The 23,770-nt window shown below is 70.6% G+C and carries 22 protein-coding genes; 12 read left to right on the top strand and 10 right to left on the bottom strand.

The genetic code is table 11. The features are described from left to right. Positions 1-18: 18 nt before the first annotated feature. Positions 19-1,950, bottom strand: a complete 1,932-nt coding sequence (gene nhaA / locus FB464_RS00885; RefSeq protein WP_116415529.1) for a Na+/H+ antiporter NhaA — start codon at positions 1,948-1,950, stop codon at positions 19-21. A 134-nt stretch (positions 1,951-2,084) separates the two neighbouring features. Here nhaA and FB464_RS00880 point away from each other — a divergent pair, with 134 nt between their 5' ends. Further along, the gene (locus tag FB464_RS00880; protein ID WP_246093146.1) at positions 2,085-3,065 is read left to right on the top strand and encodes a LacI family DNA-binding transcriptional regulator; all 981 of its coding nucleotides are present in this window, start codon (positions 2,085-2,087) and stop codon (positions 3,063-3,065) included. A 40-nt stretch (positions 3,066-3,105) separates the two neighbouring features. On the opposite strand, the gene FB464_RS00875 is transcribed toward FB464_RS00880, so the two are convergent. After that, entirely contained in the window at positions 3,106-3,609 is a 504-nt protein-coding gene (locus tag FB464_RS00875) for a glutathione peroxidase (RefSeq protein ID WP_116415531.1), read from the bottom strand. A gap of 3 nt (positions 3,610-3,612) precedes the next feature. Continuing rightward, positions 3,613-3,924 carry an EthD family reductase gene (locus FB464_RS00870; protein ID WP_116415532.1) on the bottom strand — a complete coding sequence of 104 codons (312 nt, stop codon included), beginning with the start codon at positions 3,922-3,924 and terminating at the stop codon, positions 3,613-3,615. Positions 3,925-3,967: 43 nt separating this feature from the next. Here FB464_RS00870 and FB464_RS00865 point away from each other — a divergent pair, with 43 nt between their 5' ends. Together FB464_RS00865 and FB464_RS00860 are read left to right on the top strand one after the other, a co-directional pair. Continuing rightward, positions 3,968-4,777 (top strand): thymidylate synthase, encoded by an 810-nt coding sequence (locus FB464_RS00865; RefSeq protein ID WP_116416673.1) that lies wholly within the window; start codon positions 3,968-3,970, stop codon positions 4,775-4,777. 112 nt (positions 4,778-4,889) lie between these two features. Beyond that, positions 4,890-5,516 (top strand): dihydrofolate reductase, encoded by a 627-nt coding sequence (locus FB464_RS00860; protein WP_116416674.1) that lies wholly within the window; start codon positions 4,890-4,892, stop codon positions 5,514-5,516. Between the two features lie 20 nt (positions 5,517-5,536). On the opposite strand, the gene FB464_RS00855 is transcribed toward FB464_RS00860, so the two are convergent. Together FB464_RS00855 and FB464_RS00850 are read right to left on the bottom strand one after the other, a co-directional pair. Beyond that, on the bottom strand, positions 5,537-5,821 hold the full coding sequence (locus tag FB464_RS00855; protein WP_116415533.1) for a thioredoxin domain-containing protein: 285 nt from the start codon (positions 5,819-5,821) through the stop codon (positions 5,537-5,539). Positions 5,822-5,876: 55 nt separating this feature from the next. After that, entirely contained in the window at positions 5,877-6,743 is an 867-nt protein-coding gene (locus FB464_RS00850; RefSeq protein WP_116415534.1) for an HpcH/HpaI aldolase/citrate lyase family protein, read from the bottom strand. A 266-nt stretch (positions 6,744-7,009) separates the two neighbouring features. On the opposite strand from FB464_RS00850, the gene FB464_RS00845 reads away from it, so the two are divergent. From FB464_RS00845 to FB464_RS19655, 4 genes are all read left to right on the top strand, one after another. After that, a complete protein-coding gene (locus tag FB464_RS00845; protein ID WP_116415535.1) occupies positions 7,010-8,137 on the top strand; it encodes a DUF2092 domain-containing protein in 1,128 nt (375 codons plus the stop codon). Positions 8,138-8,220: 83 nt separating this feature from the next. Beyond that, positions 8,221-9,222 carry an ABC transporter ATP-binding protein gene (locus FB464_RS00840; protein ID WP_116415536.1) on the top strand — a complete coding sequence of 334 codons (1,002 nt, stop codon included), beginning with the start codon at positions 8,221-8,223 and terminating at the stop codon, positions 9,220-9,222. Beyond that, entirely contained in the window at positions 9,209-10,099 is an 891-nt protein-coding gene (locus FB464_RS00835; protein WP_116415537.1) for an ABC transporter permease, read from the top strand. Before FB464_RS00840 ends, FB464_RS00835 begins: the two co-directional genes overlap by 14 nt. Before the next feature lie 143 nt (positions 10,100-10,242). Further along, positions 10,243-10,911 carry a hypothetical protein gene (locus FB464_RS19655; RefSeq protein WP_170151950.1) on the top strand — a complete coding sequence of 223 codons (669 nt, stop codon included), beginning with the start codon at positions 10,243-10,245 and terminating at the stop codon, positions 10,909-10,911. Positions 10,912-11,028: 117 nt separating this feature from the next. Here the strand turns inward: FB464_RS19655 and FB464_RS00820 are convergent, their stop codons facing one another. Continuing rightward, positions 11,029-12,018 (bottom strand): LysR family transcriptional regulator, encoded by a 990-nt coding sequence (locus FB464_RS00820; protein WP_116416675.1) that lies wholly within the window; start codon positions 12,016-12,018, stop codon positions 11,029-11,031. Between the two features lie 175 nt (positions 12,019-12,193). On the opposite strand from FB464_RS00820, the gene FB464_RS00815 reads away from it, so the two are divergent. From FB464_RS00815 to FB464_RS00795, 5 genes are all read left to right on the top strand, one after another. Further along, positions 12,194-15,655 carry a proline dehydrogenase family protein gene (locus FB464_RS00815; RefSeq protein WP_116415539.1) on the top strand — a complete coding sequence of 1,154 codons (3,462 nt, stop codon included), beginning with the start codon at positions 12,194-12,196 and terminating at the stop codon, positions 15,653-15,655. Positions 15,656-15,692: 37 nt separating this feature from the next. Next, the gene (locus FB464_RS00810) at positions 15,693-16,235 is read left to right on the top strand and encodes a hypothetical protein (RefSeq protein ID WP_116415540.1); all 543 of its coding nucleotides are present in this window, start codon (positions 15,693-15,695) and stop codon (positions 16,233-16,235) included. 235 nt (positions 16,236-16,470) lie between these two features. Then, the gene (locus tag FB464_RS00805; RefSeq protein ID WP_246092868.1) at positions 16,471-18,102 is read left to right on the top strand and encodes an ABC transporter substrate-binding protein; all 1,632 of its coding nucleotides are present in this window, start codon (positions 16,471-16,473) and stop codon (positions 18,100-18,102) included. A 71-nt stretch (positions 18,103-18,173) separates the two neighbouring features. Continuing rightward, on the top strand, positions 18,174-18,968 hold the full coding sequence (locus FB464_RS00800) for a LysR family transcriptional regulator substrate-binding protein (protein WP_116415542.1): 795 nt from the start codon (positions 18,174-18,176) through the stop codon (positions 18,966-18,968). A 4-nt stretch (positions 18,969-18,972) separates the two neighbouring features. Continuing rightward, the gene (locus tag FB464_RS00795; RefSeq protein ID WP_246092867.1) at positions 18,973-19,581 is read left to right on the top strand and encodes a GNAT family N-acetyltransferase; all 609 of its coding nucleotides are present in this window, start codon (positions 18,973-18,975) and stop codon (positions 19,579-19,581) included. A gap of 125 nt (positions 19,582-19,706) precedes the next feature. Here the strand turns inward: FB464_RS00795 and FB464_RS00790 are convergent, their stop codons facing one another. From FB464_RS00790 to FB464_RS00775, 4 genes are all read right to left on the bottom strand, one after another. Then, positions 19,707-20,261 (bottom strand): YbaK/EbsC family protein, encoded by a 555-nt coding sequence (locus FB464_RS00790; protein WP_116415543.1) that lies wholly within the window; start codon positions 20,259-20,261, stop codon positions 19,707-19,709. 151 nt (positions 20,262-20,412) lie between these two features. Then, a complete protein-coding gene (locus tag FB464_RS00785; RefSeq protein WP_116415544.1) occupies positions 20,413-21,009 on the bottom strand; it encodes a YdeI/OmpD-associated family protein in 597 nt (198 codons plus the stop codon). Between the two features lie 334 nt (positions 21,010-21,343). Next, a complete protein-coding gene (locus FB464_RS00780; protein ID WP_116415545.1) occupies positions 21,344-22,972 on the bottom strand; it encodes an MFS transporter in 1,629 nt (542 codons plus the stop codon). Then, positions 22,965-23,753, bottom strand: coding sequence for a PadR family transcriptional regulator (locus tag FB464_RS00775; protein WP_116415546.1), 789 nt, complete (start codon positions 23,751-23,753; stop codon positions 22,965-22,967). The genes FB464_RS00780 and FB464_RS00775 overlap by 8 nt, the downstream gene beginning before the upstream one ends. Positions 23,754-23,770: the final 17 nt, after the last annotated feature.

The raw sequence follows: 23,770 nt of genomic DNA, 5'->3' as shown, positions 1-23,770 counted from the left end.
GGTGGCGATCGGATGCTTCTAGCCTAAGCCAGCGTTCTGAGGGGTCGAACCCCCGGAGCCCGGCCCGCCCGGCGCAGGCGCGGACGCCTGCCCCGACTCGTACAGCTCCCGGATCAGCGTCGCCGCATCGTACGGCCCCGAGTGCCGTTTGCCGCAGATGAAGAACGTCGGCGTGGAGTGCACGTCCATCAGCTCGGCGTCGATCGCGTCGTCGCGCACCCGGCTGACGACTTCGCTCGAGCGCATGTCCTCCTCGAAACGGTCGAGGTCGAGGTCGAGCGAGGCCGCGTAGCCCAGCAGGTCGTCGAGTTCGAGGGCGTCCTGGTGGCCGAACATCAAGGGGGCCAGCTCGAAGAACTTCCCCTGGTTCGCCGCCGCCTCGCTCGCCCGCGCCGCGAGCAGGGCGTGTGGATGCACGCGGGTGAGGGGCAGGTGACGCCAGACATAGCGCAGACTGTCGCCGAAGTGCGCCCGCACCTCGTCGATCGACCCCGTGGCGCGCGAACAGAACGGGCACTCGAAGTCTCCGTATTCGACGAGCGTGAGCGGAGCATCCACCGGCCCTCTGATGTGGTCGCGGGCGGGGTCGACGTCGCGGGCGAGCACGAGGCTCATGCGCGACGGGGGCTGTACCCGGTCGACGATGCGGAAGACCGCCCAGCCCAGCAGGAAGGCGATCAGCGACGCGGCGAGCACGCCGACGCGCGCTTCGTCCTGCAACTGCGGGTCATCGATGGCGAGGTCGATGATGAACAGGGAGATCGTGAAGCCGATGCCCGAGAGCGCAGCGCCGCCGCCGACCCGGCCGAGCGTCAACCCGGGTGCGAGAACGCCGAGCTTCATGGCGCGGATCAGCGCGGTGATGCCGGTGATCCCCACCAGCTTGCCGACCACGAGGCCCGCGACCACGCCCCAGGTGAGGGGCGAACGGATGGCCGCGCCGAGCGTCTCCGGGCTGAGATGCACCCCGGCGTTGGCCAGCGCGAACACCGGCAGGATGAGGTAGCTCGTGTACGGGATGTAGAGCGTATGCAGACGGTCGTTCACCGAGACCGAGTTCAGCAGGCCGCGCACGGCCGCCTGCGCGTAGACCGGGTTGGGCGACTGGCGGAACGCGCGGCTGAGCTCCGCGGCACGCTCGACCTCCCGGCGTCTCGGGGCGTAGACCGGGATGAGCAGCGCGATCGCCACTCCCCCGAGCGTCGGCTGCACTCCCGACGCGAGCAGGGCGACCCAGACGGCGATCGAGAGCACGACGTAGAGCGGACCCTGCGCGACGGTCACGTATCGCATCGCCCAGATGCCGACGAGCGCCACGGCGGCGACGATCAGGGGGATGATGTGCACCTCGTCGGTGTAGAAGATCGCGATCACGGCGAGCGCACCGATGTCGTCGACCACCGCGAGGGCGAGCAGGAAGGTGCGGAGGTGACCGGGCAGGCGTGGCCCGACGATCGCGAGCGCGCCGAGGAGGAAGGCCGTGTCGCTTGAGATCACGACGCCCCAGGCGTGGCTCGACTCCCCGCTGCCGTTGATGAGCAGGAAGATCACGGCGGGGATGGCGAGACCGGCGATCGCGGCGCTGACCGGCACCACGGCCCGCGACCAGGTGCTGAGCTCACCGAGGGCGAACTCGCGTTTCACCTCGAGCCCGACGACGAAGAAGAAGAGGGTCATGAGCCCCTCGTTGACGAGCGACCGGAAGTCGAGTCCGAGAGTGTTCGTGCCGACCTGCAGCGAGACGGTCGAGTGCCAGAAGTCGTCGTACGAGCTGCCGAGCGGGAGGTTCGCCCAGACCAGCGCGAGCACGGTCGCGACGAGCAGCAGGGCGGCCGCGGTCTTCTCGCTGTCCGAGAATCCGCGGCGGTGGCTCACCAGCTCCCGCAGGCGGGGGAAACGCGGCGACCTGTCGCCTTCGGTCACCTCAGGAGCGGAATGTGTCTGCTGCATCGACCCAGTGTTGCAGGATGCGGGGCCGTACCGCATCGCCTCCGGCGAATCGCCGTCGCCTTACACTGGGGGGGCAGACCAACGAGGGAAGGCGGGCCGTGAGCGATCAGCGGGGAGGTTCACCCACCCTCGAAATGGTGGCCGCCCTCGCGGGGGTCTCACGGGCCACCGTCTCGCGGGTCGTCAACAACTCCCCCAAGGTGTCGGTCCGTGTGGTCGAACGGGTGAACGAGGCGATCGCGTCGCTCAACTACGTGCCCAACCGGGCCGCCCGCACCCTGGCCAGCCGCCGCACCCGCACGATCGCGCTCGTGATGCCGGAGTCGACCGCGAAGCTGTTCTCGGACCCGTTCCTGGCCAGCGTGACCCAGGGCATCGCCCTCCACCTCGCCGACACCGACTACACCCTGACCATGCTGATCGCCTCCGACGACACCCCCGAGAAGACCCAGCGCTACCTGCTCGGCGGCAACGTCGACGGGGCCCTCGTGGTCTCGCACCACAGCGGCGACCACTCCCTGGGCGAGGTGAGCCGCACGCTCCCGGTCGTGTTCGGCGGGAGGCCGCTCGCAGCGGGCGGCGCCCTGACCTACTACGTCGACGTCGACAACTACGGCGGGGCGCGTGCGGCGACCGAGCACCTGCTCGGGCGCGGGCTCCGGCAGCACGGCACGATCGCCGGTCCCCAGGACATGCCGCCGGGCCTTGACCGCCTCGCCGGCTGGCGCGATGCCCTGGATGCCGAGGGCCTCGACTCCACCCTGGTCGAGTGCGGAGACTTCACACCCGAGTCGGGTGCGGCCGCGATGATCCGGATGCTCGACCGTGGCCGCCCGCTCGACGCTCTCTTCGTGGCGAACGACCAGATGGCTGCGGGGGTCTACTCCGTGCTCCATGAGCGCGGGCTGGCGATCCCCGCCAACATCGCCGTCGTCGGATTCGACGACAACTTCTACGGCGCCACCGCCACACCTCCGCTTACCACCGTGCGGCAGCCGTCCAACGAGATGGGGGCGAAGATGGCGGAGGTGCTGGTGCGGGTGATCGAACAGCGCGACGTTCCGCGGGTCACCGTGCTGCCGACCGAGCTGGTGGTGCGGGGCTCGGCAGGCTGAGCGGGGGCCGCTCGGCCGGACGGCCCCCAGCGGTGGAGGCTCAGGCCTCGGGCAGTGAACTCTCGATGAGCGAGACGATGGCCGGGTCATCCGGTTCGGTGCGCGGACGGAACCGGTGCACCGAGCCGTCGGGGGTGACGACGAACTTCTCGAAGTTCCACTTCACCTTGCCCGCCTTGCCTTCGGCGTCGGTCGCCTTCTTCAACTCGGTGTAGAGCGGGTGCTCACTCCGGCCGTTGACCTTGATCTTCTCGAAGATCGGGAAGGTGATGCCCCAGGTCGTCGAACAGTACTCGCTGATCGCCTCGGCCGAGCCGAGCTCCTGCAGGAACTGGTTGCTCGGGAACCCGAGCACGGTGAAGCCGCGCTCGCCGTAGGTCTTCTGCAGCTGCTCCAGCTTCTCGTACTGCGGGGCGAGCCCGCAGCGCGACGCCACGTTCACGATCAGCTTCACCTTGCCGTCGAACTCGGCGAGCGAGGTCTCCGTGCCTGTCGTCGTCGCGATCGGGATGTCATTCAGGGGGGTTTCGTGCAGCTCCGTCATGGCTCAGCCCTCTTCGATGTCGGAGAACAGGATGCGCACGCCACCGGTCGCGAGACCGAAGACCGACGGGAACAGTTCGCCCGCCTCAGCCGTGGCGACGGCCGCGCTGGCGGCGTCGTAGTCGTCGAAGTAGAGGTCGAGCATCCGGTAGGCCGGAGTGGCCGAACCGTCCTCCTTCGGCCACACCTTCGAGCTCTCGAAGCGGGTGATGCCGGGGAGCTTCTTCGCCAGCGCGACGTGACCATCGGCGTAGGCGGCCTCGAAGGCCTCGGGGTCGGTCGGATTGTCATAGATCACGGTGATTTTCGTTGGCATGCTCAAACGCTACTCCCGCCCCGCGTCAAATAAGCTGGTCGCGATGAATACGTCGCTGAGTACTCCCTATGAAGATCTGCTTCGCCACACGCTGGCGACCGGCGTCGCCAAATCCGATCGCACCGGAACGGGCACCACGAGCGTCTTCGGCGCCCAGTTGCGGTTCGATCTCCGCGAGGGATTCCCGCTGATCACAACGAAGCGCGTGCACTTCAAGTCGATCGCGTACGAGTTGCTCTGGTTCCTGCGGGGCGAATCGAACATCCGGTTCCTGAAAGACGCCGGGGTGACCATCTGGGACGAGTGGGCCGACGCCGACGGGGAGCTCGGGCCGGTCTACGGGGTGCAGTGGCGGTCGTGGCCATCGCCCACGGGCGAGCACATCGACCAGATCAGCCAGGTCATCAACACCATCAGGACCGATCCGGATTCACGGCGGATGATCGTGTCGGCCTGGAACGTCGCCGAGATCCCGCAGATGGCCCTCGCGCCCTGCCACGCGTTCTTCCAGTTCTACGTCGCCGACGGCCGGCTCTCCTGCCAGCTCTACCAGCGGAGCGCCGACCTCTTCCTCGGTGTTCCGTTCAACATCGCCTCGTACGCGCTGCTGACCCACCTCGTTGCCGCGCAGACCGGGCTCGAGGTCGGCGACTTCGTCTGGACCGGCGGCGACTGCCACATCTACGACAACCACCGCGAACAGGTCGCCGAGCAACTCACGCGCGAGCCGTTCCCCCTCCCCACCCTGTCGCTCGCCCGGGTGCCGGAGAGCATCTTCGACTACACGTACGACGATCTCGAGGTGGTCGACTACCAGCACCACCCGGCGATCAAAGCGCCCGTGGCGGTGTGAGGATGCTCGCGGTTGTGCAGCGCGGCGGGGGCCGACGGCTCCGGATGCCCGCGTGAGCCTCGCGCTCATCTGGGCCGAGGCGCGGGGCGGCATCATCGGGTACGACGGGGCCATGCCGTGGCATCTGCCGGAGGATCTGGCACACTTCCGCGAGCTGACGTCCGGCGATGCGGGCGCTCACGCGGGCACGGCAGACAGGGGCGCGGCCGGCAGGGGTGCGTCCGGCAGGGGTGCGGCCGACAGGGGCGCGGCCGGCAGGGGTGCGTCCGACAGGGGCGCGACCGTCGTCATGGGGCGGCGCACCTGGGAGTCGCTGCCGGAGCGGTTCCGCCCGCTGCCGGGGCGGCGCAACCTCGTGCTGACGCGGAACGCCGCCTGGGCGGCGGAGGGCGCCGAGCGGGTGGCGACGCTCGACGCAGCCGTAGCGGCGGCCGGGGCGGCCGGGGGCGGGGCGGCCAGTGGCGGCGCCGCGCGTGGCGGCTCCGCGCGTGGCGGCTCCGCCGGTCGAACGGAGGCGGGCGACGGGGCGACGCTGTGGGTGATCGGCGGCGGCGAGCTCTACCGGCTGGCGGCGGCGTCTCAGCTCGCGACCCGGCTCGAGGTCACCGAGCTCGACCTCGGCATCAAGGGCGACACCTTCGCTCCGGCGATCGACGCGTCCTGGCTCCGCGCCGCATCGACCCCCTGGCTGGAGTCCCGCACGGGCATCCGGTACCGCTTCGTCAGCTACGCCCGCTGACCCGCCCGCCCGGCCACAGCTCAGACGGCGAGGGCCAGGGCTGCGAGAACCTGGTGGAGGGTCGGCACGCCCTCCGCGCGGAAGACCTCGGTGCCCGCGGCGTTCTCCAGCACGATCGTCGGAGTCGCTGCGATGGCAGCACGCTCCGCGTCATCCGGGTGGAACGCGACGTTGACCTCGGTCACGCGGGCGGCACCCACCAGCGCGGCGGCCTGGTCGACGACGACACGTGCCTGGCTGCAGGCTCCGCAGAACGACGAGGTGTAGAGGCGGATGTTCACCCTTCCTACAGCGTCGGCGGGCATCCATCCATTCCCGCACCGCCCGGCAGGCCGATGAGCGGCGCTCCGCCCTCGAGGGCTAGAGCGGGCGGATGCCGAACGCCTGCGCCAGCTTGTCGATCTTCTGCGCACGGCCGAGGCGCGGCAGGTCGCTGCCGTCACGGATGACCCGCCCACGCGACTCGAAGTCGGCGAGGAAGTCGCGGGCCCAGGTGGCGTCCGAGCGGGTCGGGCTGATGACCTCGTTGATCACCGGCAGCTGTTCGACGTCGAGGCAGAGCTTGCCCGTGAGGCCCAGGGTCACGGCGAGCGCCGACTGCTCGCGGAGCACCGGGTGGCTCGAGCCGACGGTCGGCCCGTCGATCGGGCCCGGGAGCTTGCCGATGCGGCTGGCCACCACGAGGCGGGAGCGCGGGTACGCCATCGCGAGGTCGTCGGCGCCGGTGCCGGTGTCGCGGCGGTAGTCACCGCTCCCGAACGCGAGCCGGAACGCCCCGCGCGCCTCGGCGATGGAGCGCGCCTCCTCGATGCCGAGCGCCGACTCGATCAGCGCGATGACGGGGGTGCTGCCGCCGAGGCGGTCGAAGGTCTCGGTCACGTGCGCGCCGGATTCGGCTTTGGCGAGCATGACGCCGCGGAGTCCGGGGACGCCCTTCAGAGCATCCACATCGCCCGACCAGAAGTCGGTCGTGCGGTCGTTGATGCGCACCCAGGCGCTCCCGCCGCCCTGCAGCCAGTCGGCGACATCGCCACGGGCGGTGGGTTTGGCGGCCGGGTCGACGGCGTCTTCGATGTCGAGGATGACCTGGTCGGCCCTCGACGCAGCTGCGGCGTCGAACGTCTCGGTCTTCGTCGCGTTGACGAGCAGCCAGGAACGGGCGATCTCCGCGGAGACCTCGTCGGTCGTGGTGTCGGCGTCTCTCGCGTGCTCGGGCAGGTACGTCATGTGCAGCTTTCTCTCGCGCGGTGCAACGGTGCGGGCCGAGGTGTGGGGCCTCTCCGAGCCTACGGCAGACGGGCGCGGGGGCCCGAATCGGGGCGGTGGGCACCGCCCGGCCGAAGGGGCCGAAATCGCGCCAAGATCCCTGGCGCAGCGCGATTCGGGTCCCTTCGGAATCAGCTCTCCGGCGGTCACGGCAGAGTCAGCGAACACTCGGCCGTTCTCGCAGAAAACGGGTGTACTGTCCCTCATGAATCGTGAGGAGAACGTCGATGAGCAAGGTCTGGAAGCGGTGGATCCCCGCGGCGGTCGTGGGCGTGGTCGTGGCGGGAGCGGCCGTCGCCGTGCCGCTGTCGGCCGGGGCGGCAGGCGCGCTCCCCACGAAGTCGGCGGAGGAGGTGCTGGCGCTGGTCGCGGGCAGCTCCGTGACGGGTTTCTCGGGCACGGTGGAGCAGACGTCCGACCTCGGGTTGCCGTCGCTTCCGGCTGGCGCGGGCTCCGCGTCGGGCTCGTCTGAAGGTTCCTCCGACAGCAGTGCCGCTGCGGCATCCAGTGCCCTCGAACTGCTCACCGGATCCCATACGGCCCGCGTCTATGTCGACACCTCGAACGGGGCCGGCAACCTGCGCGTGCAGGTGCTCGACCAGCTCGCCGAGCGTGACGTCATCCGGTCGGGCGACTCGCTCTGGCTGTACGACTCGGCCAAGCAGACCGCCGTGCACGCGACGGCCGCGTCGACTTCCGCTCCGGATGCCGACCCCACCAGCCCCGCAGAGACTGCCACACCGCAGCAGCTGGCCCAGAAGTTCCTCGCAGCCGCAGACTCGACCACCGACGTCACGGTCGGCGGAGACGTGACCGTCGCCGGCCGCAGCGCCTACGACCTCGTTCTGACACCGCAGTCGGGCAGCACCCTTGTCGGGGCCGTCTCGATCGCGGTGGACTCCGCAACCGGCCTCCCGCTCCGCGTCGAGGTGACTGCGGCGGGCGCCGCCGACCCTGCGTTCTCGAGTTCGTTCACCGCGCTCGACCTGTCGACCCCGCCGGCGGACCTCTTCTCGTTCACGCCCCCGGCGGGAACGACCGTGACGGAGAAGACGGTGCCGTCCGGCGCGGCATCCACGGCACCCGCGAACCCTGCCCAGGAACAGTACGCCCACGTTCCTGACGCGTCGAAGCCCGTCGTGACGGGCAGCGGGTGGAGTTCGATCGTCGAGATCCCCGCCGGATCCGACTCCTCCGCACTCACCTCCTCACCGCTCCTCGCCCAGCTGACCACACCGGTCGCGGGCGGCAACCTGCTCTCGACCACCCTGCTGAACGTGTTCGTGGCGAGCGACGGGCGGGTGTTCGCGGGCTCCGTTCCGGCGGAGGCCCTCGAGGCCGCTGCCGCGCAGTGAGCGGAGCGGCGCCCGCGGGCATCCCGGGGCCTGGCGCGGCTGAGCGTACAGCTACCTCTGGGCCCGGCACGGCCGAGCCTGCGTTGACCTCAGGGCCCGGCGCGGCCGAGCCCACGGGCATCCGGGCGGCCGAACTCGCCATCGAGACGAGCGGCCTCACGAAGGTGTTCGGCAGGCAGACCGTCGTGAACGGCATCGATCTCGCCGTGCCGCGCGGTTCGGTGTTCGGCTTCCTCGGCCCCAACGGGTCGGGCAAGACCACGAGCATCCGGATGCTGCTCGGCCTCGCCGCGGCCACGAGCGGCGACATCAGCCTGCTCGGGCAGCGGATGCCGGCGCGCGCGGGCTCTGTGCTGCCACGCGTCGGGGCGTTGATCGAGGGGCCGGGCTTCTACCCGTTCCTCTCGGGTGCGGCGAACCTCCGCCGGCTCGACAGCGCAGACCGGTTCGCCTCCCGCTCCACGCGCACGTCCCGCGTCACCGAGGCGCTCGAACGGGTCGGTCTCAGCCACGCGGCCGGCAAGAAAGTCCGCGCCTACTCTCTCGGCATGAAGCAGCGCCTCGGCATTGCGAACGCGCTGCTCACCCCGCGCGACCTGATCGTGCTCGACGAACCGACGAACGGCCTCGACCCGCAGGGCACCCGCGAGGTGCGGAACCTCGTGCGCTCGCTGATGGCGGAGGGCACGACCGTCTTCGTCTCCAGCCACCTGCTCGCCGAGATCGAGCAGATGTGCACGCATGCGGCGGTGATGCGTGCGGGCACCCTCGTCGCGCAGGGCAGCCTCGACGAGCTTCGGCAGGCCGGCCAGGCGCGTGTGCGCGTGCTGACACCCGACCCGGGAGCGGCGCGGCAGGTGCTGGCGGGGCTGGGCCTGGTGGCTGATCCGGATGCCCGGGACGAACACCCTCTCGACGGGGAGAGCGTGACCGCCCCACTCGGCGACGGGCCGCTCGATCCCTCCCGCATCGTCGCGGCCCTGGTCGCGGCCGACGTGCGCGTCCGCGGCTTCGCGGTGGAACGTGCCACCCTCGAAGACCTCTTCGTGGCACTCACCGGGGAGGGGTTCGATGTTGCCCAGTGACGTGACCGGCTCCCCCGAGACATCCAGAGCCCCCTCGGCAGGCACGACCACCCGACGCCGCTCGGCGGGCTGGTCGCTTCTGGGGTCGGAACTCGCTGTGCTGTTCCGTCGGCGGCGCACGTGGGTGATGCTGCTGGCGCTCGCGCTCATCCCCGTACTCGTTGCGGTCGCCGTGAGGATCTCCTCAGCCGGCTCCTCCGGGCGCGGCCCCGCCTTCATCGACCAGATCAGCCAGAACGGGTTGTTCGTGGCGCTCGTGGCGCTGACGATCTGCATCCCCCTCTTCCTGCCACTCACGGTCGGCGTCGTCGCGGGCGACACCATCGCGGGCGAGGCGAACCTCGGAACACTGCGCTACCTGCTGGTCTCCCCCGTCGGGAGGGCCCGTCTGCTGCTGGTGAAGTTCGTGGCGGCGATGGCGTTCTGCCTGGCGGCGGCCGTCGTCGTCGTGCTCGCCGGGGTGCTCATCGGCGCAGCGCTGTTCCCAGTCGGGCCGGTGACGCTGCTCTCAGGCGACACCATCGGCATCGGCGAGGCAGCCCTCCGAGCGCTGCTCATCGCCGGTTACGTGACGGTGTCCCTGCTCGGGCTCACCGCGATCGGGCTGTTCATCTCGACGCTCACGGACATCCCCGTGGGAGCCATGGCCGCGACCGTCGTCATCTCGATCGTGTCGCAGGTGCTGGACTCGCTGCCGCAACTCGACGCCCTCCACCCGTGGCTGTTCAGCCACTACTGGCTCGACTTCGCCGACCTGCTGCGCCAGCCCGTCGAGTGGTCGTCGTTCGGAACGAACGCGCTGCTGCAGTTGGCCTACGTTGCCGTGTTCGGTGCGCTCGCCTACGGCCGCTTCGCGTCGAAGGATGTGCTGTCGTAGGGTGGCGGCGCGCGTCGGGGGCTGACGCGGGGTCGCGGGAGACGGAGCGGTTCGAGGGGCGGATCGCCGGGTTCGGGGTCGGGGCCCCGCCGAATACAGGGCCTGGCGCGCGGAACGGCGGGCGCACGCGCATCGTCATCGGCATGTGGGAGCGGTCGCCGTTCGGGCGGTTCGCCGACGTGATGGTCGAGAACGACGCCGGGCACCGGCTGCTGCTCGCGCCGAGCGAGGCCGTGGCCGACTATGTGGCGAGCACCTACACGTTCGACGAGGTGCGGGTGGTCGAGGTGCGGTTCGGGCGGGCGCCTGGCGCGGGCGGCGGCGGCGCCGGGTCCGGCGGTGCCAGCGGGTCCGGCGGGTCCGGCGGGTCCGGCGGGTCCGGCGGGTCCGGCGGGTCCGGTGGAAGGGGCGCCGCGGGCCGGGCGGGCGGCGGAGACGCCTCGCGGCGCATCCGGGTGAGCGCGGGGCCCCTTGTCGCGACGCTGCAAGTGGGCGGGCCGACGGCGGTCGGGCGGCTGCTACGCGGCGTTCCGCGGGCGGTGGCCGAGCATCCGGTGTGGCTGCAGGCCGTCGATCCGGTCGCGCGGATGCTCGTACCCGGCGCCCGCACGAGCGGTTCCGCGGGCGGGGGCCGGCGCGAGTTCTATGGTGTGACACGGGCTCGCGCGATCACGGCGGTGGATGCGGCGTGGGACGGATCCGCGCTGGGCGCCGTGCAGCGGCTCGAGCCTCCCGTGACGTTCGGGTTCGGGTCAGCGCCGGCGACGCCGACCCTCGTCGACATCGTCACGAGCATCCGCGAGCGCGCCTGACTTTCCGGATCGACGAGCTCAGCCACCACTGCCTCGCGGAGCGGATCGTCCGGGCTCAGGCTCGTCCGTCTGTGCTCTGGACGTCCACCCCGGGCGCGGCCACCCCGAGCGCAGGCGCTAGGCCGGAGGCGCCGCGGCGGACTGCGCGGCAGCCACCCGCGCCAGCACCTCGCGGCAGGCGATGATGCCGGGGCGGGCAGCGCTCGCGCGGCGCACGGAGGTGAATACGGTGCGGTGCGGGGCGGCCGTCAGGTCGATGAGCTGGGCCGTCGTGCCGCGGTCGGCCCAGACCAGATCGGGCATGAGGGCCACGGCATTGCCCGACTCGATGAGGCGCATCTGGGCCTGCAGGTCGGCGGTCTCGAAGCGCACATCGGGTTCGAAGCCGGCCTGGCGGCAGGCCTGCTCCGCCCAGTGCCTGGATGCCGCACCGCGCGGTTCCATGACCCAGGCCGCCCCCGCGGCCTGCTCGAGGGAGGTGATGCGCCAGAACCCGCGGCCGGCCGGGATGGCAGTGTCCGGCGCGTCGGCTGCCGGCCCGGACGCGGCCTCGCCGGCCGGGTCAGCGGGCGGCACGCCCGGCACCGCCAGCCGCAACGCATCCGTGGTCAGGTTCAGCCGGTCGAGTTCCGGCAGTCGCGGTGCGGCGTGGCCGGGGTACTGTTCGGCGATCACGAGGTCGAAGTCGCGCGCCCAGGTCTCGTAGAGGGCGGTCTCGGGTTCGCGCTGTGTCATTTCGACCCGCAGCAGCGGATGCTCGGCGGCGAGCAGGCTGAGCGCCGCCGGCATCAGGGCGAGCGCCGCCGACTGGAAGACCGCGATGCGCACAAGCCCGGTCGTCTGGCTGAACGATGCGTCGAGTTCGGATTCCGCGAGTTCGAGCCGCTCCAGCACGGCCGCCGTGTGCCCGACGAGGATCTCGGCCTGCGCCGTGAGCTGCACCCGCCGCCCGCTCTTCCGCAGCAGTTCGACGCCGACCTCGGATTCCAGCTGTGCCAGCTGTTGCGACACGGAGGAGGGGCTCTGGTTGAGCGCGGCGGCGACGCCCGCGAGGGTTCCGCGGAGCTTCAGTTCACGGAGGAGCCGGAGGCGGCGAACGTCGAGCACGGTCATCCGATCGTCGAAGCATGCAGGGCCGGAGGTGTCAAGAGATCATGGAACCTGTGGACAGATCCGGTAAGCAGAACTTATCACTACCAATAAGAAAACGTCGCTTTACCTGACGGGAGCGACGCCGGAGACTGGTCAGGACTCATGCACCTCTGACCCGTAGGAGCTCCCGATGACCGACCTCGCACCTCCCCTTGCGAACGCGGCGCATCCCGCCCAGCCCGACGCGCTGCGCGCCGAGGCGGAAGCCCTGGTCCCCGAGGTCGTCGCGGTGGTCAGGCGCTGGCTCACCGAGTCGCAGGCCGAGCCCGTCGACTCTTCCGCGACCCAGCTCGCCGGGGTGCTCAGGGATCCGAACGGCCTGGCCTTCACGGTCGGCTTCGTCGACGGCGTCGTGCGCCCCGAAGACCTCCGCGTCGCCGCTCGCAATCTCGCGGAGCTCGCGCCGAAGGTGCCGGCATTCCTGCCGTGGTACCTGAAGGCCGCTGTGCGCGTCGGCGGCGTCCTGGCGCCGGTGCTCCCCGCCATCGTCGTCCCCGCGAGCCGTACGGTGCTGCGCCGGATGGTCGGGCACCTCATCGTCGATGCGACAGACCAGAAACTGGGTGCTGCCATCGCGAAGATCAGGACACCGGGCGTGAGGCTGAACGTCAACCTGCTCGGCGAGGCCGTTCTCGGGCAGCACGAGGCCGAGCGGCGGCTGCAAGGCACGCACCGTCTGCTCGACCGTCCCGATGTGGACTATGTCTCGATCAAGGTCTCCTCGACGGTCGCACCGCACTCCGCCTGGGCGTTCGACGAGGCCGTCGACCATGTCGTGGCGAGCCTGACCCCGTTGTTCGAGAAGGCGGCATCGTTCGAGACGCCGAAATTCATCAACCTCGACATGGAGGAGTACAAAGACCTCGACCTGACCATCGCGGTCTTCACGCGCATCCTCGACCTGCCTCACCTGAGGAACCTGGAGGCCGGCATCGTGCTGCAGGCCTACCTGCCCGATGCGGTGGCCGCGATGGTGCGCCTGCAGGAGTGGTCTGCCACGCGGCGCGCGAGCGGCGGCGCGGCCATCAAGGTACGTATCGTGAAGGGCGCGAACCTCTCGATGGAGCTCGTCGAGGCGTCTCTGCACGACTGGCCCGTCGCGACCTGGAGCACGAAGCGGGACTCGGACACGAACTACAAGCGCCTGATCGGCTACGCACTCCGCCCCGAGCACATCGGCAACGTGCGGATCGGCGTCGCCGGCCACAACCTGTTCGACCTCGCCTTCGCCTGGCTTCTCGCGAAGCAGCGCGGCGTCGAGGGCGGCATCGAGTTCGAGATGCTGCTCGGCATGGCCCAGGGCCAGGCCGAAGCGGTGAAACGCGATGTCGGAGGGCTGCTGCTCTACACGCCGGTCGTTCATCCGAAGGAGTTCGACGTGGCGATCGCCTACCTGATCCGCCGCCTCGAGGAGGGTGCCAGCCAGGACAACTTCATGTCGGCCGTGTTCGAGCTGACCGAGAACGAGGCTCTGTTCGAGCGGGAGCGGCAGCGCTTCGTGAGCTCGCTCGAGCTGCTCGACGAGAGCATCCCTGAGCCGCGGCGGACACAGAACCGAGCGACCGAGGAGCACCCGACCGCAAACGTGCCGCAGCCGTTCGAGAACACCCCCGACACCGATCCCGCACTGCCGGCGAACCGGGCGTGGGGGCGCGACATCCTGTCCCGCGTCGAGGCCTCGGTGCTGGGCGTCGCGGGTGTCGCCCAGACGACGCTCACGAGCGAGGCCGAGCTCGACGCCGTGCTCGCGGATGCCCGGCAGAACGCCCCCGCGTGGGCCGGTCTCGGCGGGGCCGCCCGGGCGGTCATCCTGAACCGTGCCGCCGACCGGCTCGCCGAACGCCGCGCCGACCTGCTCGAGGTGATGGCCAGCGAGACCGGGAAGACGCTCGACCAAGCCGACCCCGAGGTCAGCGAGGCCATCGACTTCGCCCGGTTCTACGCCGAGCTCGCGCCAGAGCTCGACCACGTCGACGGGGCGACCTTCGTTCCAGCCGGCTTGACCGTCGTCTCGCCGCCCTGGAACTTCCCCGTGGCGATCCCCGCCGGTTCGACACTCGCTGCCCTCGCGGCGGGATCCTCCGTCGTCATCAAACCCGCCCCGCAGGCCGCGCGCTGCGGCGCCGTGCTCGTCGAAGCCCTCTGGCAGGCCGGTGTGCCGCGCGAGGTGCTGAAGCTGGTGAACGTCGACGAGCAGCAGCTCGGTCGCCAGCTGATCGCCGACCCGCGCGTCGACCGCGTGATCCTCACGGGTGCGTTCGAGACGGCCGAGCTGTTCCGCTCGTTCCGGCCCGACCTGCCGCTGCTCGCCGAGACCAGCGGCAAGAACGCGATCATCGTGACCCCGAGCGCCGACTTCGACCTCGCCGTGAAAGACGTGGTCTCCTCGGCCTTCGGCCACGCCGGCCAGAAGTGCTCGGCCGCTTCGCTCGTCATCCTCGTGGGCTCCGCTGCGAGCTCCGAACGGTTCAACAACCAGCTGGTGGATGCCGTGCGCGCCCTGAAGGTGGGCTACCCCGCCGACCCGACCACCCAGATGGGGCCGATCATCGAACCGGCCGGCGGCAAGCTCCTGGACGCTCTCACCACCCTCCAGCCGGGTGAACACTGGGCGGTCGAACCGAAACAGCTCGACGAGTCTGGCCGACTCTGGAGCGCCGGCCTCCGCACGGGCGTCGCGCGCGGCTCGCAGTTCCACCTCACCGAGTACTTCGGGCCGGTGCTCGGCATCATGACGGCCGCCACGATCGAAGAGGCCATTGCCATCCAGAACGAGGTCGACTACGGCTTGACCGCCGGGCTGCACTCCCTCGACCCCGAAGAGCTGCGGCTCTGGCTCGACACCGTTCAGGCCGGCAACCTCTACGTGAACCGCGGCACGACCGGCGCGATCGTGCGCCGGCAGCCCTTCGGCGGCTGGAAGAAGTCCGCCGTCGGTGCGGGCACGAAGGCCGGAGGCCCGAACTACCTGGTCGGTCTCGGCGCGTGGCTGCCTGCCGAGACGACGGATGCCGGTACCGCGTCCAGTGCTGCCGGCTCGGCCGGTGCGTCTGACAGCGACTTCCTCGCCCGCTCGCAGGCGAGCGACCGCGCAGCCTGGGACTCCGAATTCGGCCGCAGCCACGACAGCTCGGCCCTGACGGCGGAGCGCAACGTGTTCCGCTACCGTCCGCTGCCCGTCACCGTTCGGCTGAGTGACGGCGAGCCCGTCGAACTGCTGCTGCGCGTCCTCTCTGCCGCGGCGACGGCAGGGGCCCCCCTCGAGGTCTCGAGTGCGCTCGAGGTGCCGAAGGAGGCTCTCCGGAAGGTGCTCGGCGCGGCGACGGCCGATGCCCTCGCCGTGCGGGTGGAGCGCGACGAGCAGTGGCTCGCCCGGGCATCCACTCTCCGCGCCCAGCGCGTGCGGCTGATCGGTGGGAGCCGGAGCGCCCTGGCAGATGCAACAGGAGGGCGACCTGACCTCGCGATCTACGACAACCCCGTGACATCCGTCGGGCGGCTCGAGCTGCTGCCGTTCCTGCACGAGCAGGCTGTCAGCATCACGCGGCACCGTTTCGGGGCTCCGAGCACGCTGTCCGACGACGTGATCTGAGGCGCCAGGACAGCACAGCGCGGCGTAGGATCTCGTCATGGGGAGCCCACGCAGCACCACACTCGTTCTGGTCGGCCAGGGATCGGACAGGGCGCTGGGTGCGCTCGGCCAGCTCGCGAACGTCCGGGCTTCGAGCTTCCCCGACGAGAGCGACATCTCCAACGAGCAGGTCGACCGGTGGGTGAGCCAGTCCGACACGCCCTATGTCGTGCACGACAGGGATCCGCTCGGGCACGTCGCGTCGGCCTGGGTGGAGTTCTTCGACGACCAGGCCACGCTCGGCACCCTTGACCTGGAGGTGGATCGCGCCGTCGCGGGGCTCGCCGCGGGCGAGCTGAGCCTGCCCGACTACTACATCATCATCCAGCCGGAGACGCTCGCGCCGACATGGAAGCACTGGTGGCTGGGCGTGCTGCCGAAGGCGGCCCCGACGCGGGTCATCCCATGGAACGAGGGACAGACGCCGCTGTCGCGGGTGCTGCGGCAGCTCCCGGTCGGGCGCGCCTGGCCGAACCCGGACCCGTGGCTCCGTGAGGTGGCGCGCTCAGTGCCCGACCGCATCGGCCTCGACCCCGCCTAGCGCACACCACGCCCCCGCGCCTTCGCCCCCTCGCGCCCGCCTCCGCGCGCCACCGCCCCCCGCCTCCGTGGCTCGAATCGATTCGATGGGACGCCAACTGCTCCGTGCGGGTCGCTTTCGAGCAGTTGGCGTCCTTTCGAATCGATTCGACGCGCACGGGCGCGAGGCGGCCGCACGGCCCGTAGGATTGTGGACTGAGTCCATCAATCCCCCCTCAGCTCTGAGAGAGTCATCCGTGCGCCGTTTCGCCCTGCCCCTCCTCGCCGGCCTCGCCGTCGCCACCCTGCTTGCCGGGTGCACATCCACACCGGCCGCCACGAGTTCCACCCCGGTCGCCGGCGGAAAACTGGTCTACGCGAGTGGCGATGCCGAGCCCACCTGCCTCGACCCGCACGTCGGCGGCAACTACCCGCAGGCCCTCGTTGCGACGCAGTACCTCGAATCCCTCGTCTCGAAAGACACAGACGGCGAGGTCATCCCGTGGTTGGCGACCGAATGGAAGGTCTCCGACCACGCCCTCAGCTGGACGTTCACCCTCAAGCCCGGGGTGACCTTCACCGACGGAACCCCGTTCGACGCTGCCGCCGTGGCCGCGAACGTGGCGCACATCCAGAACCCGGCGACGGGCTCGTCGACCGGGTACCTCGCCCTGCAGAAAGTCGCGAAAGTCGAGGCACTGGATGCCCAGACCGCCCGATTCGACCTGTCGGAGCCCGACAGCGCCCTGCTCGACTCGCTCTCGCAGCCGTGGCTCGCGATGGAGTCGCCCACGGCGATCGCTCGCCCGCAGGCGGACAACTGCGTCTCGCCCGTCGGCACCGGCCCGTTCCTGGTGACGCAGTGGAACCGTCAGCAGTCGATCATCCTGACCCGGAACGACAACTACAGCTCGCCGCCCGCCGACGCCGGGCACACCGGCCCCGCGTACCTCGACGAGATCGACTGGACGTTCCTGCCCGACTCGACCTCCCGCTACGCGGCCCTCCAGACGTCCACCGTCGACATGATCGACAACGTACAGCCGGACATCCTGTCGCAGGCCGCCTCGAACTCGTCCGTTGTCGCGATCGACGCACCGCGGCCGGGAGCTTCCAATCGCATCGAACTGAACTCCAGCAAGGCACCGTTCGACGATGCGAAGGTGCGTGAGGCGTTCATCCGGTCTGCCGACGTCGACAGCGCCGTGAAGAGCCTCTTCTTCGGAACCGCCACCCGCTCGTACTCGGCGCTCTCCAGCGTGGAGAAGGACGGCATCTCGGAGCCCGACCTGTTCACCTACGACCAGGCGGCAGCCGCGACCCTGCTCGACGAGGCCGGTTGGACGGGCCGCGACGCCGACGGTTACCGAACGAAAGACGGGAAGACGCTGGAACTGGCGTTCCCCGTGTCGACGAACCAGTCGATCCCGGCCGAGCAGTCGCTCTTCGAGCAGCTGCAGGCCACCGCGAAGCAGGTCGGTTTCAAGGTCGACCTCGCCCCGCTCGACCTGTCGAGCTGGTACGCGGCCCTCGGCTCGAACTCGTACGATCTGGTCAGCGCGCCCTACACGAAGGTCGGGCCCGACGTTCTGCGCATCCTGTTCGACAGCTCGGGCACGGTTCCGGCGCCGAGCGGGTACTTCGCGAACCACTCGCAGGTGAAGGATCCCGCTCTGGATGCCCTGCTGACCCGTGCCACCGAGACCACCGATGCGGCGGAGGCGGCCACGCTCTACGCCCAGGCGCAGAAGATCGTGCTCGAGGGGTTCTACATCCTGCCGCTGTACGACCAGCAGAACCACTACCTGCTGCGGTCGGCGGTGCACGGGGTGCGGGCGATGCCGACGGTGTCGACACCGACGCTCTACGACGCGTGGGTGCAGCGCTAGTCACTGCGCGTTCGCAGCCGGCAGGCGTACGCTGTCGGGGTCACGATCGAAGTCGCAGTCGAAGGAGACCCATGGCATCGAATCCCTCTCTTCCGGCGCGCGGCGAGTCCGGCCGGCTCAGCGCTCTCGAGCGATCCGGCGAGCTCGACCGGCTCGACGCGCTCGTTGCTGCCGCCGCCCGACACGCGGGCACGCCCGAGGGCGACGCGCTGGTCGCTGCCGCGCGGGCACTCCGGGCGGTGAGGGTGCCGCTTCCGGATGCCCGGAGCAGGGTGCTGCGCATCACAGCGGCCCCGGGCATCCCGCTCGACAGCGTCATTGCGGCGTTCCGGACGGCGAACCCGCACGTCGACGTGGACGTCACCGTCTCTCGGGCCGGGGTGCGCGCCCTCCGCGGCGGCAGGGCCGACCTCAGCGCGGTGTGGCTGCCGCAGCACCTCCGCGGGCTGGGATCCGCGCCGTTCGGCAGAGCGCACGCCGTCGTCGCGCTGGCACCGGAAGACCCGCTCGCCGCCCTCGACCGCATCGACCTCGCCGAGCTCGGCGGGCACCACCTGCTGCAGAACCCCGACGTGGTTCCCGAGTGGCGGGAGATCGCGTCGGAACTCCGTGGACGAACGGTCGGCACGCGCAAGAGCCTCGAGCTCGGAGTGCTGGCGACTCTTGGGCAGCAACTCGACCACGTCGCCGCCGGGAACGGGATCGTCATCCTGCCGCGGCCCGTAGTGGAGGCGGAGCAGCGACCCGACGTCGTACTGGTTCCCGTCAACGGCGTGGAGCAGCGCAGGAGCGTGCTGGTGTGGGCCGGTGGATCCGCCCGCGACGATGTCGCGGACTTCGCGCGGCTCGCGGCGGGCTTACGCTGAAACGGTGACCGATCATCCTGCCGCCTCGGCGACCCCTGCTCCTCGCGCGACCAGCGACGCCCCCGCTTCCCCCACGGGTGTGCCCGGCGCGGCCGGCTCACGTGTGGACTCGTCCGCCATCCCGCCGGCCGAGCGTCCCTTCGCCTTTGCCCGCGTGGCGTGGGACGACCCGCGCGCGGTGGCGCTCCGCGCCCGGATGGACGTCGAGATGGGCGAGCGCTACCACTCCGGGCAACCCATGGACGCTGCGGTGCTCGCCGCGCTCACCGTCGACCCGACCAGCGTGCAGGCGACCGTGCTGGTGCTCGACGCGGACGGGACTCCCCTCGCCCACGCGGCGCTCCGCATCCTGCGCGGCGAATGGGAGGTCAAACGGGTCATCGTCGACGGCAGCCAGCGCGGCCGCGGGATCGGCCGCGCGCTGATGAGCGAACTCGAGCGCATCGTGCGCGAGGCGGGCCCGGATGCCCGGCGGATGATCCTGCAGACCGGTGACCGGCAACCCGAGGCGGTCGCGCTCTACACCCGGCTCGGCTACACGCCGATCCCGACGTACGAGCCGTACGTGCTGGCGATCCCGAACTCGCTCTGCTTCGAGTTGCTGCTCGGCTGAGCGCACGATGTGCGCTGGGTGATCCGCCCGGGAGGAGATGAGCGGATCCGCCGCACATCTGGGCACGGTTTGGCTGGCGTCCTCCCGGGTGGGGTCGCGGGCGCGCCGGGCGGGGGGCGGGCCGGTCAGGGGGCGATCGGCTGTCCGAGGCCGTCGATGATCTCGACGCCGGGGATCGACGTGAGGGAGCTTCCGGCGAGGAGGAGTTTGGTGCGGCGGAGGCCCGATCCGATGACGATCAGCGGAGCATCCAGAACCGCCCGGTCGACGAACACCGGCCACCCCGCCGGCAGACCGATGGGCGTGATCGCGCCGAACTCCATGCCCGTCAGCGTGACGGCATCCTCGCGGGCGAGGAAGGAGGCCTTCCGCACGTCGAGCCGGCGCTTGACCGTGTTGTTGACGTCGGCGCGGGTGGTCGCGAGCACCAGGCAGGCGGCGATGCGCTGCTCGCCCTCGCGGCGTCCGGAGACGATCACGCAGTTGGCGAGGGCGTCTTCGGGGAGGTCGTAGGCAGCCTGGGTCGCAGCAGTGTCGGAGAGTTCTGGATCGATCTCGACGACGCCGACCTCCTCGCCGAGGCCGAGTGCTTCGAGGGCGGCGGCCACTTCCGGCGAAACGAGGTCCGGTCGGCCGCCGACGGGGACGGAACGGAGCGAGCCGAGCGTGAAGGTTCCCATGCCTCCCATTCTGCCGCGCACGTCGGTGGTGCTGGTCGCTTCCGCGCCTGTTTGTCGCTTCCGCGCGTGCGCGCGCCGGCGCGGAAGCGACAAACGGCGGCGGAACGCGGAGACTGGGGGCGCGGAAGCCCGGGGACGCCGCGGCGCGAGGTCAGGGGTAGAGGGTCTCGCCGCGCTCCAGCATCTGCACGTACTGCTCGATTTTGCGCGCCCGGGTCTCCGCGCGCTTGACCGAGCCGATGCGGAACAGGATCGCGTAGCGGTTCACGCTCGAGAGCGTCTCGAAGAAGGCGGCGGCATCGGGGCTCTGCAGCAGGGCGGAGGCGAGATCATCCGGAACTTCGATGGTCTTCGAACCGGCGTAGGCGCGCTCCCACCGGCCGTCAGCCTGCGCCCGTTCGACCTCGGCGAGCCCCGCGGGCCGCATGCGGTTCGCGGCGATGAGGGCGAGCGCCTTGTCCCGGTTGATCTGCGACCAGATGCTGCGCGCACGGCGCGGACCGAAGTTCTGCAAAAAGTGGTGCTCGTCGAGCCGGTTCTTCTGCCCGTCGATCCAGCCGACGCAGAGGGCCTCGTCGAGTGCTTCGGCGTAGGTCACGCTCTCGTGCGCGCCACCCTTCTTCGCGATGGCGAGCCGGATGCCGTCGCTGGAGCTCGCGTTCTGCTCGAGCCACGCGCGCCACGCCTCCGCGTCGTCGCAGTAGACGATCTCGCGCGCCCCCGCCCCGCCCTGCTCGCCAGCCACCATCCCCCAACTCTAGCCAGCGGCCACCCCATCCAATGGGCAGTCTGGGCCCCATATCCCGCAATTTGGGGCCCAAATCGCCCACTCGACAGTGCCGCCCGACAGGGGGCGCGGGACGGGGGCGGGGTGCGGGGTGGGAGCCGCACGGTGGCGGGGTGCGGGGCTAACGGGGCCGTCCCCGGCCCGGTCAGGCACCCGCGATCGGAGCGGTGGCACCCGCGTGCTTGCCGGGCTCATCATGCTGGGCACCGGCGGGAGCCCCGGGCTTGCCGGGGGCCGCCCCCGGCCGGGGTGCGGGGTGAGGGGAGAGAGGCTGCGCGGGCCGTCCCCGGCCCGGTCAGGCGCCCGCGGTCGGAGCGGTGGCACCCGCGTGCTTGGCGGGCTCATCACGATGGGCACCGGCACCTGCAGGTGCGGCTGCGGCGCCGGCGGGAGCCCCGGGCTTGCCGGACGCGCCGGCGGGGGCGCCTCCGCCCCAGGTGCTGACGCGCTTCGGGAGCGCGAAGACGAGGAAGAACGCGGCCACCGCGAAGATGGCGCTCACGAGCATCGCCGAGGCGGCGGCGTGCGAGAAGCCGGTGGCGACGGCAGCCTGGTCGCGGCCGGTGATCACGAGTGAACCGAACAGCACGCTGCCGATGATGGCGATGCCGACCGCACTACCGATGCGCTGGACGGCCGAGATCACGCCGCTCGCGGCTCCGGCGTCGCGCTTGTCGACGGTGGCGACGATGAACTGCGCATTGGGAGCGATGAAGAACCCGTTGCCGACGCCGGCGATGAAGAGCGGCGCGATGAGCTCCCAGTTGGTGAGGTCGGACGCCGGGGTGAGCAGCAGCACGAGCCAGAGCCAGATCAGGCCGATGGCGACGAGCGCGGTGCCGAGCACCAGCACGTTGCGGCCGAGGCGGGTCGACAGGCGGTTGCTCTGCGAGGAGCTCAGGATGCTGCCGACCGCGAACGGGATCGCCACGGCACCCGATTCGAGGGCCGTGTGGCCGAGCCCGCTCTGCCAGAGCAGCGAGATCGTGAAGAAGATGCTGGTGAAGGCGGCGAAGTAGACGAGCGCGAGAATGACTCCACCGGTGAACGACGGGTGCTTGAACAGGCTCGGCGGAACGAGCGGGGACCCGCCGCGGCGTGTGTACAGCACCTCCCAGAGGCCGAACAGGGCGAGGAGCACGACCCCGCCGGCGATGGTGAGGTAGGTCCAGAGGGGCCAGCCCTCGTCCTGTCCCTGGATCAGCGGGACCAACAGCGCCACGAACGCGCCCGAGACCAGCACGAGCCCGATCCAGTCGATGCCGCGGCGCGACTGTGCACCGGCACCGGCACCCGCACCGGCCTCGATCTCGCTGCGCTTCGGCAGCAGGATCGCCGCCGCGACGAGCGTGACGACACCGATCGGCAGGTTCACGAAGAAGACTCCGCGCCAGCCGTTCTCCTCGCCGAACGCCTGGATGATCAGGCCGCCGATGATGGGGCCGAGGGCGGACGAGACACCGATGACGGCGCCCATGATCGCGAACGCCTTGCCGCGCGCCTGCGGCGGGAAGAGCAGCTGGATGAACGCGGTGACGGCCGGCACGAAGATACCCCCGGCAAGGCCCTGCACGACACGGGCGATCACGAGCTGGGTGTCGTTCGCCGCGAAACCGCAGGCGAAGCTCGCCGCGGTGAACAGGGCGATTCCGGTGAAGAACACCCATTTGTGGCCGATGCGGTCGCCGAGCCGGCCGGCCGGGATGAGCGCCAGGCCGAACGCGAGGGCGTAGCCCGAGATGATCCACGACAGGGTCGACTCGCTGGCGTCGAGGGTCTGCCGGATGGTGGGCAGCGCGACATTCACGATGGTGGTGTCGAGGAGGGCGATGCACATGCCGAGCAGCAGCACGACGAGTGCCTGCCAGGCACGTTTGGGGATGGCGGGCGCGGCCTGCGGGGCCCGCGCGGTGGTGTCAGACATGAGTGGGGGCCTTTCGAGGCGGGGTGGTGGTGTGGTCGGTCGGGTCGGTGTGCGAAGGAGTACCGGGCGGGGCTGCGTGCAGCTCCGCCGAAGGAGCCCCGGGCGGGGCTGCTTGCAGCTCCGCCGAAGGAGCACCGGGCCGCGCTGCGCGCAACTCGGCGGGCGGGATGGCGCGAACGGTGTGCTGGGCGTGCGACTTCGTCGGCAGCGGGGCTCGCCCGCCGGCGTTCCGCTGCTGCTCGTCGGCGACGATGGCGGGAACTTCTGCCAGGAGCCCGCGAAGCCAGTCCAACTCCGACCGGATGCGGTGCTCGCGGTGCTGCATCGCGAACGTCTCGCTGAGGGTCAGGTACGGCAGGGCGCGCACGTTGGCCTCTTCGGTCTCTTCGAGCAGCATCCCGAGCGCCTGGAGGCGACCTTCGATGATGTGCTGCACATCATCCAACCGGTCGCCGTCGAGCCGTGTGAGGGCCAGGTCGAACGGATCGGAGCGGAACGTCAACGTCGTCAACTGCTCGAGGCGGATGTTCGCCAACGCCTCGCGCCCGGCGTCGTTGATGGCGTAGATCTGGCGTTCGGGGAAGTTGCCCTCCCGCTCGACCCTGACGACGTCGATCAGCCCCTCGACGGCCAGTCGCTTGATGGCGCCGTAGAGGGCGCCCACGCTGATGTCTGTCCAGAGGTGCACATGCTCCTCCTCGGCCAGCAGCCGGAGCTGGTGCCCGTGCATCTCGCCGCGCTGCGCGAGCGAGCCGAGGATGTAGAGCCGAATGGATGACATGTGACTACTCTCGCAAA

Source organism: Subtercola boreus (assembly GCF_006716115.1).
GTDB classification, from domain to species: Bacteria; Actinomycetota; Actinomycetes; order Actinomycetales; family Microbacteriaceae; genus Subtercola; species Subtercola boreus.
This window is presented reverse-complemented; position numbering and strand designations above follow the sequence as displayed.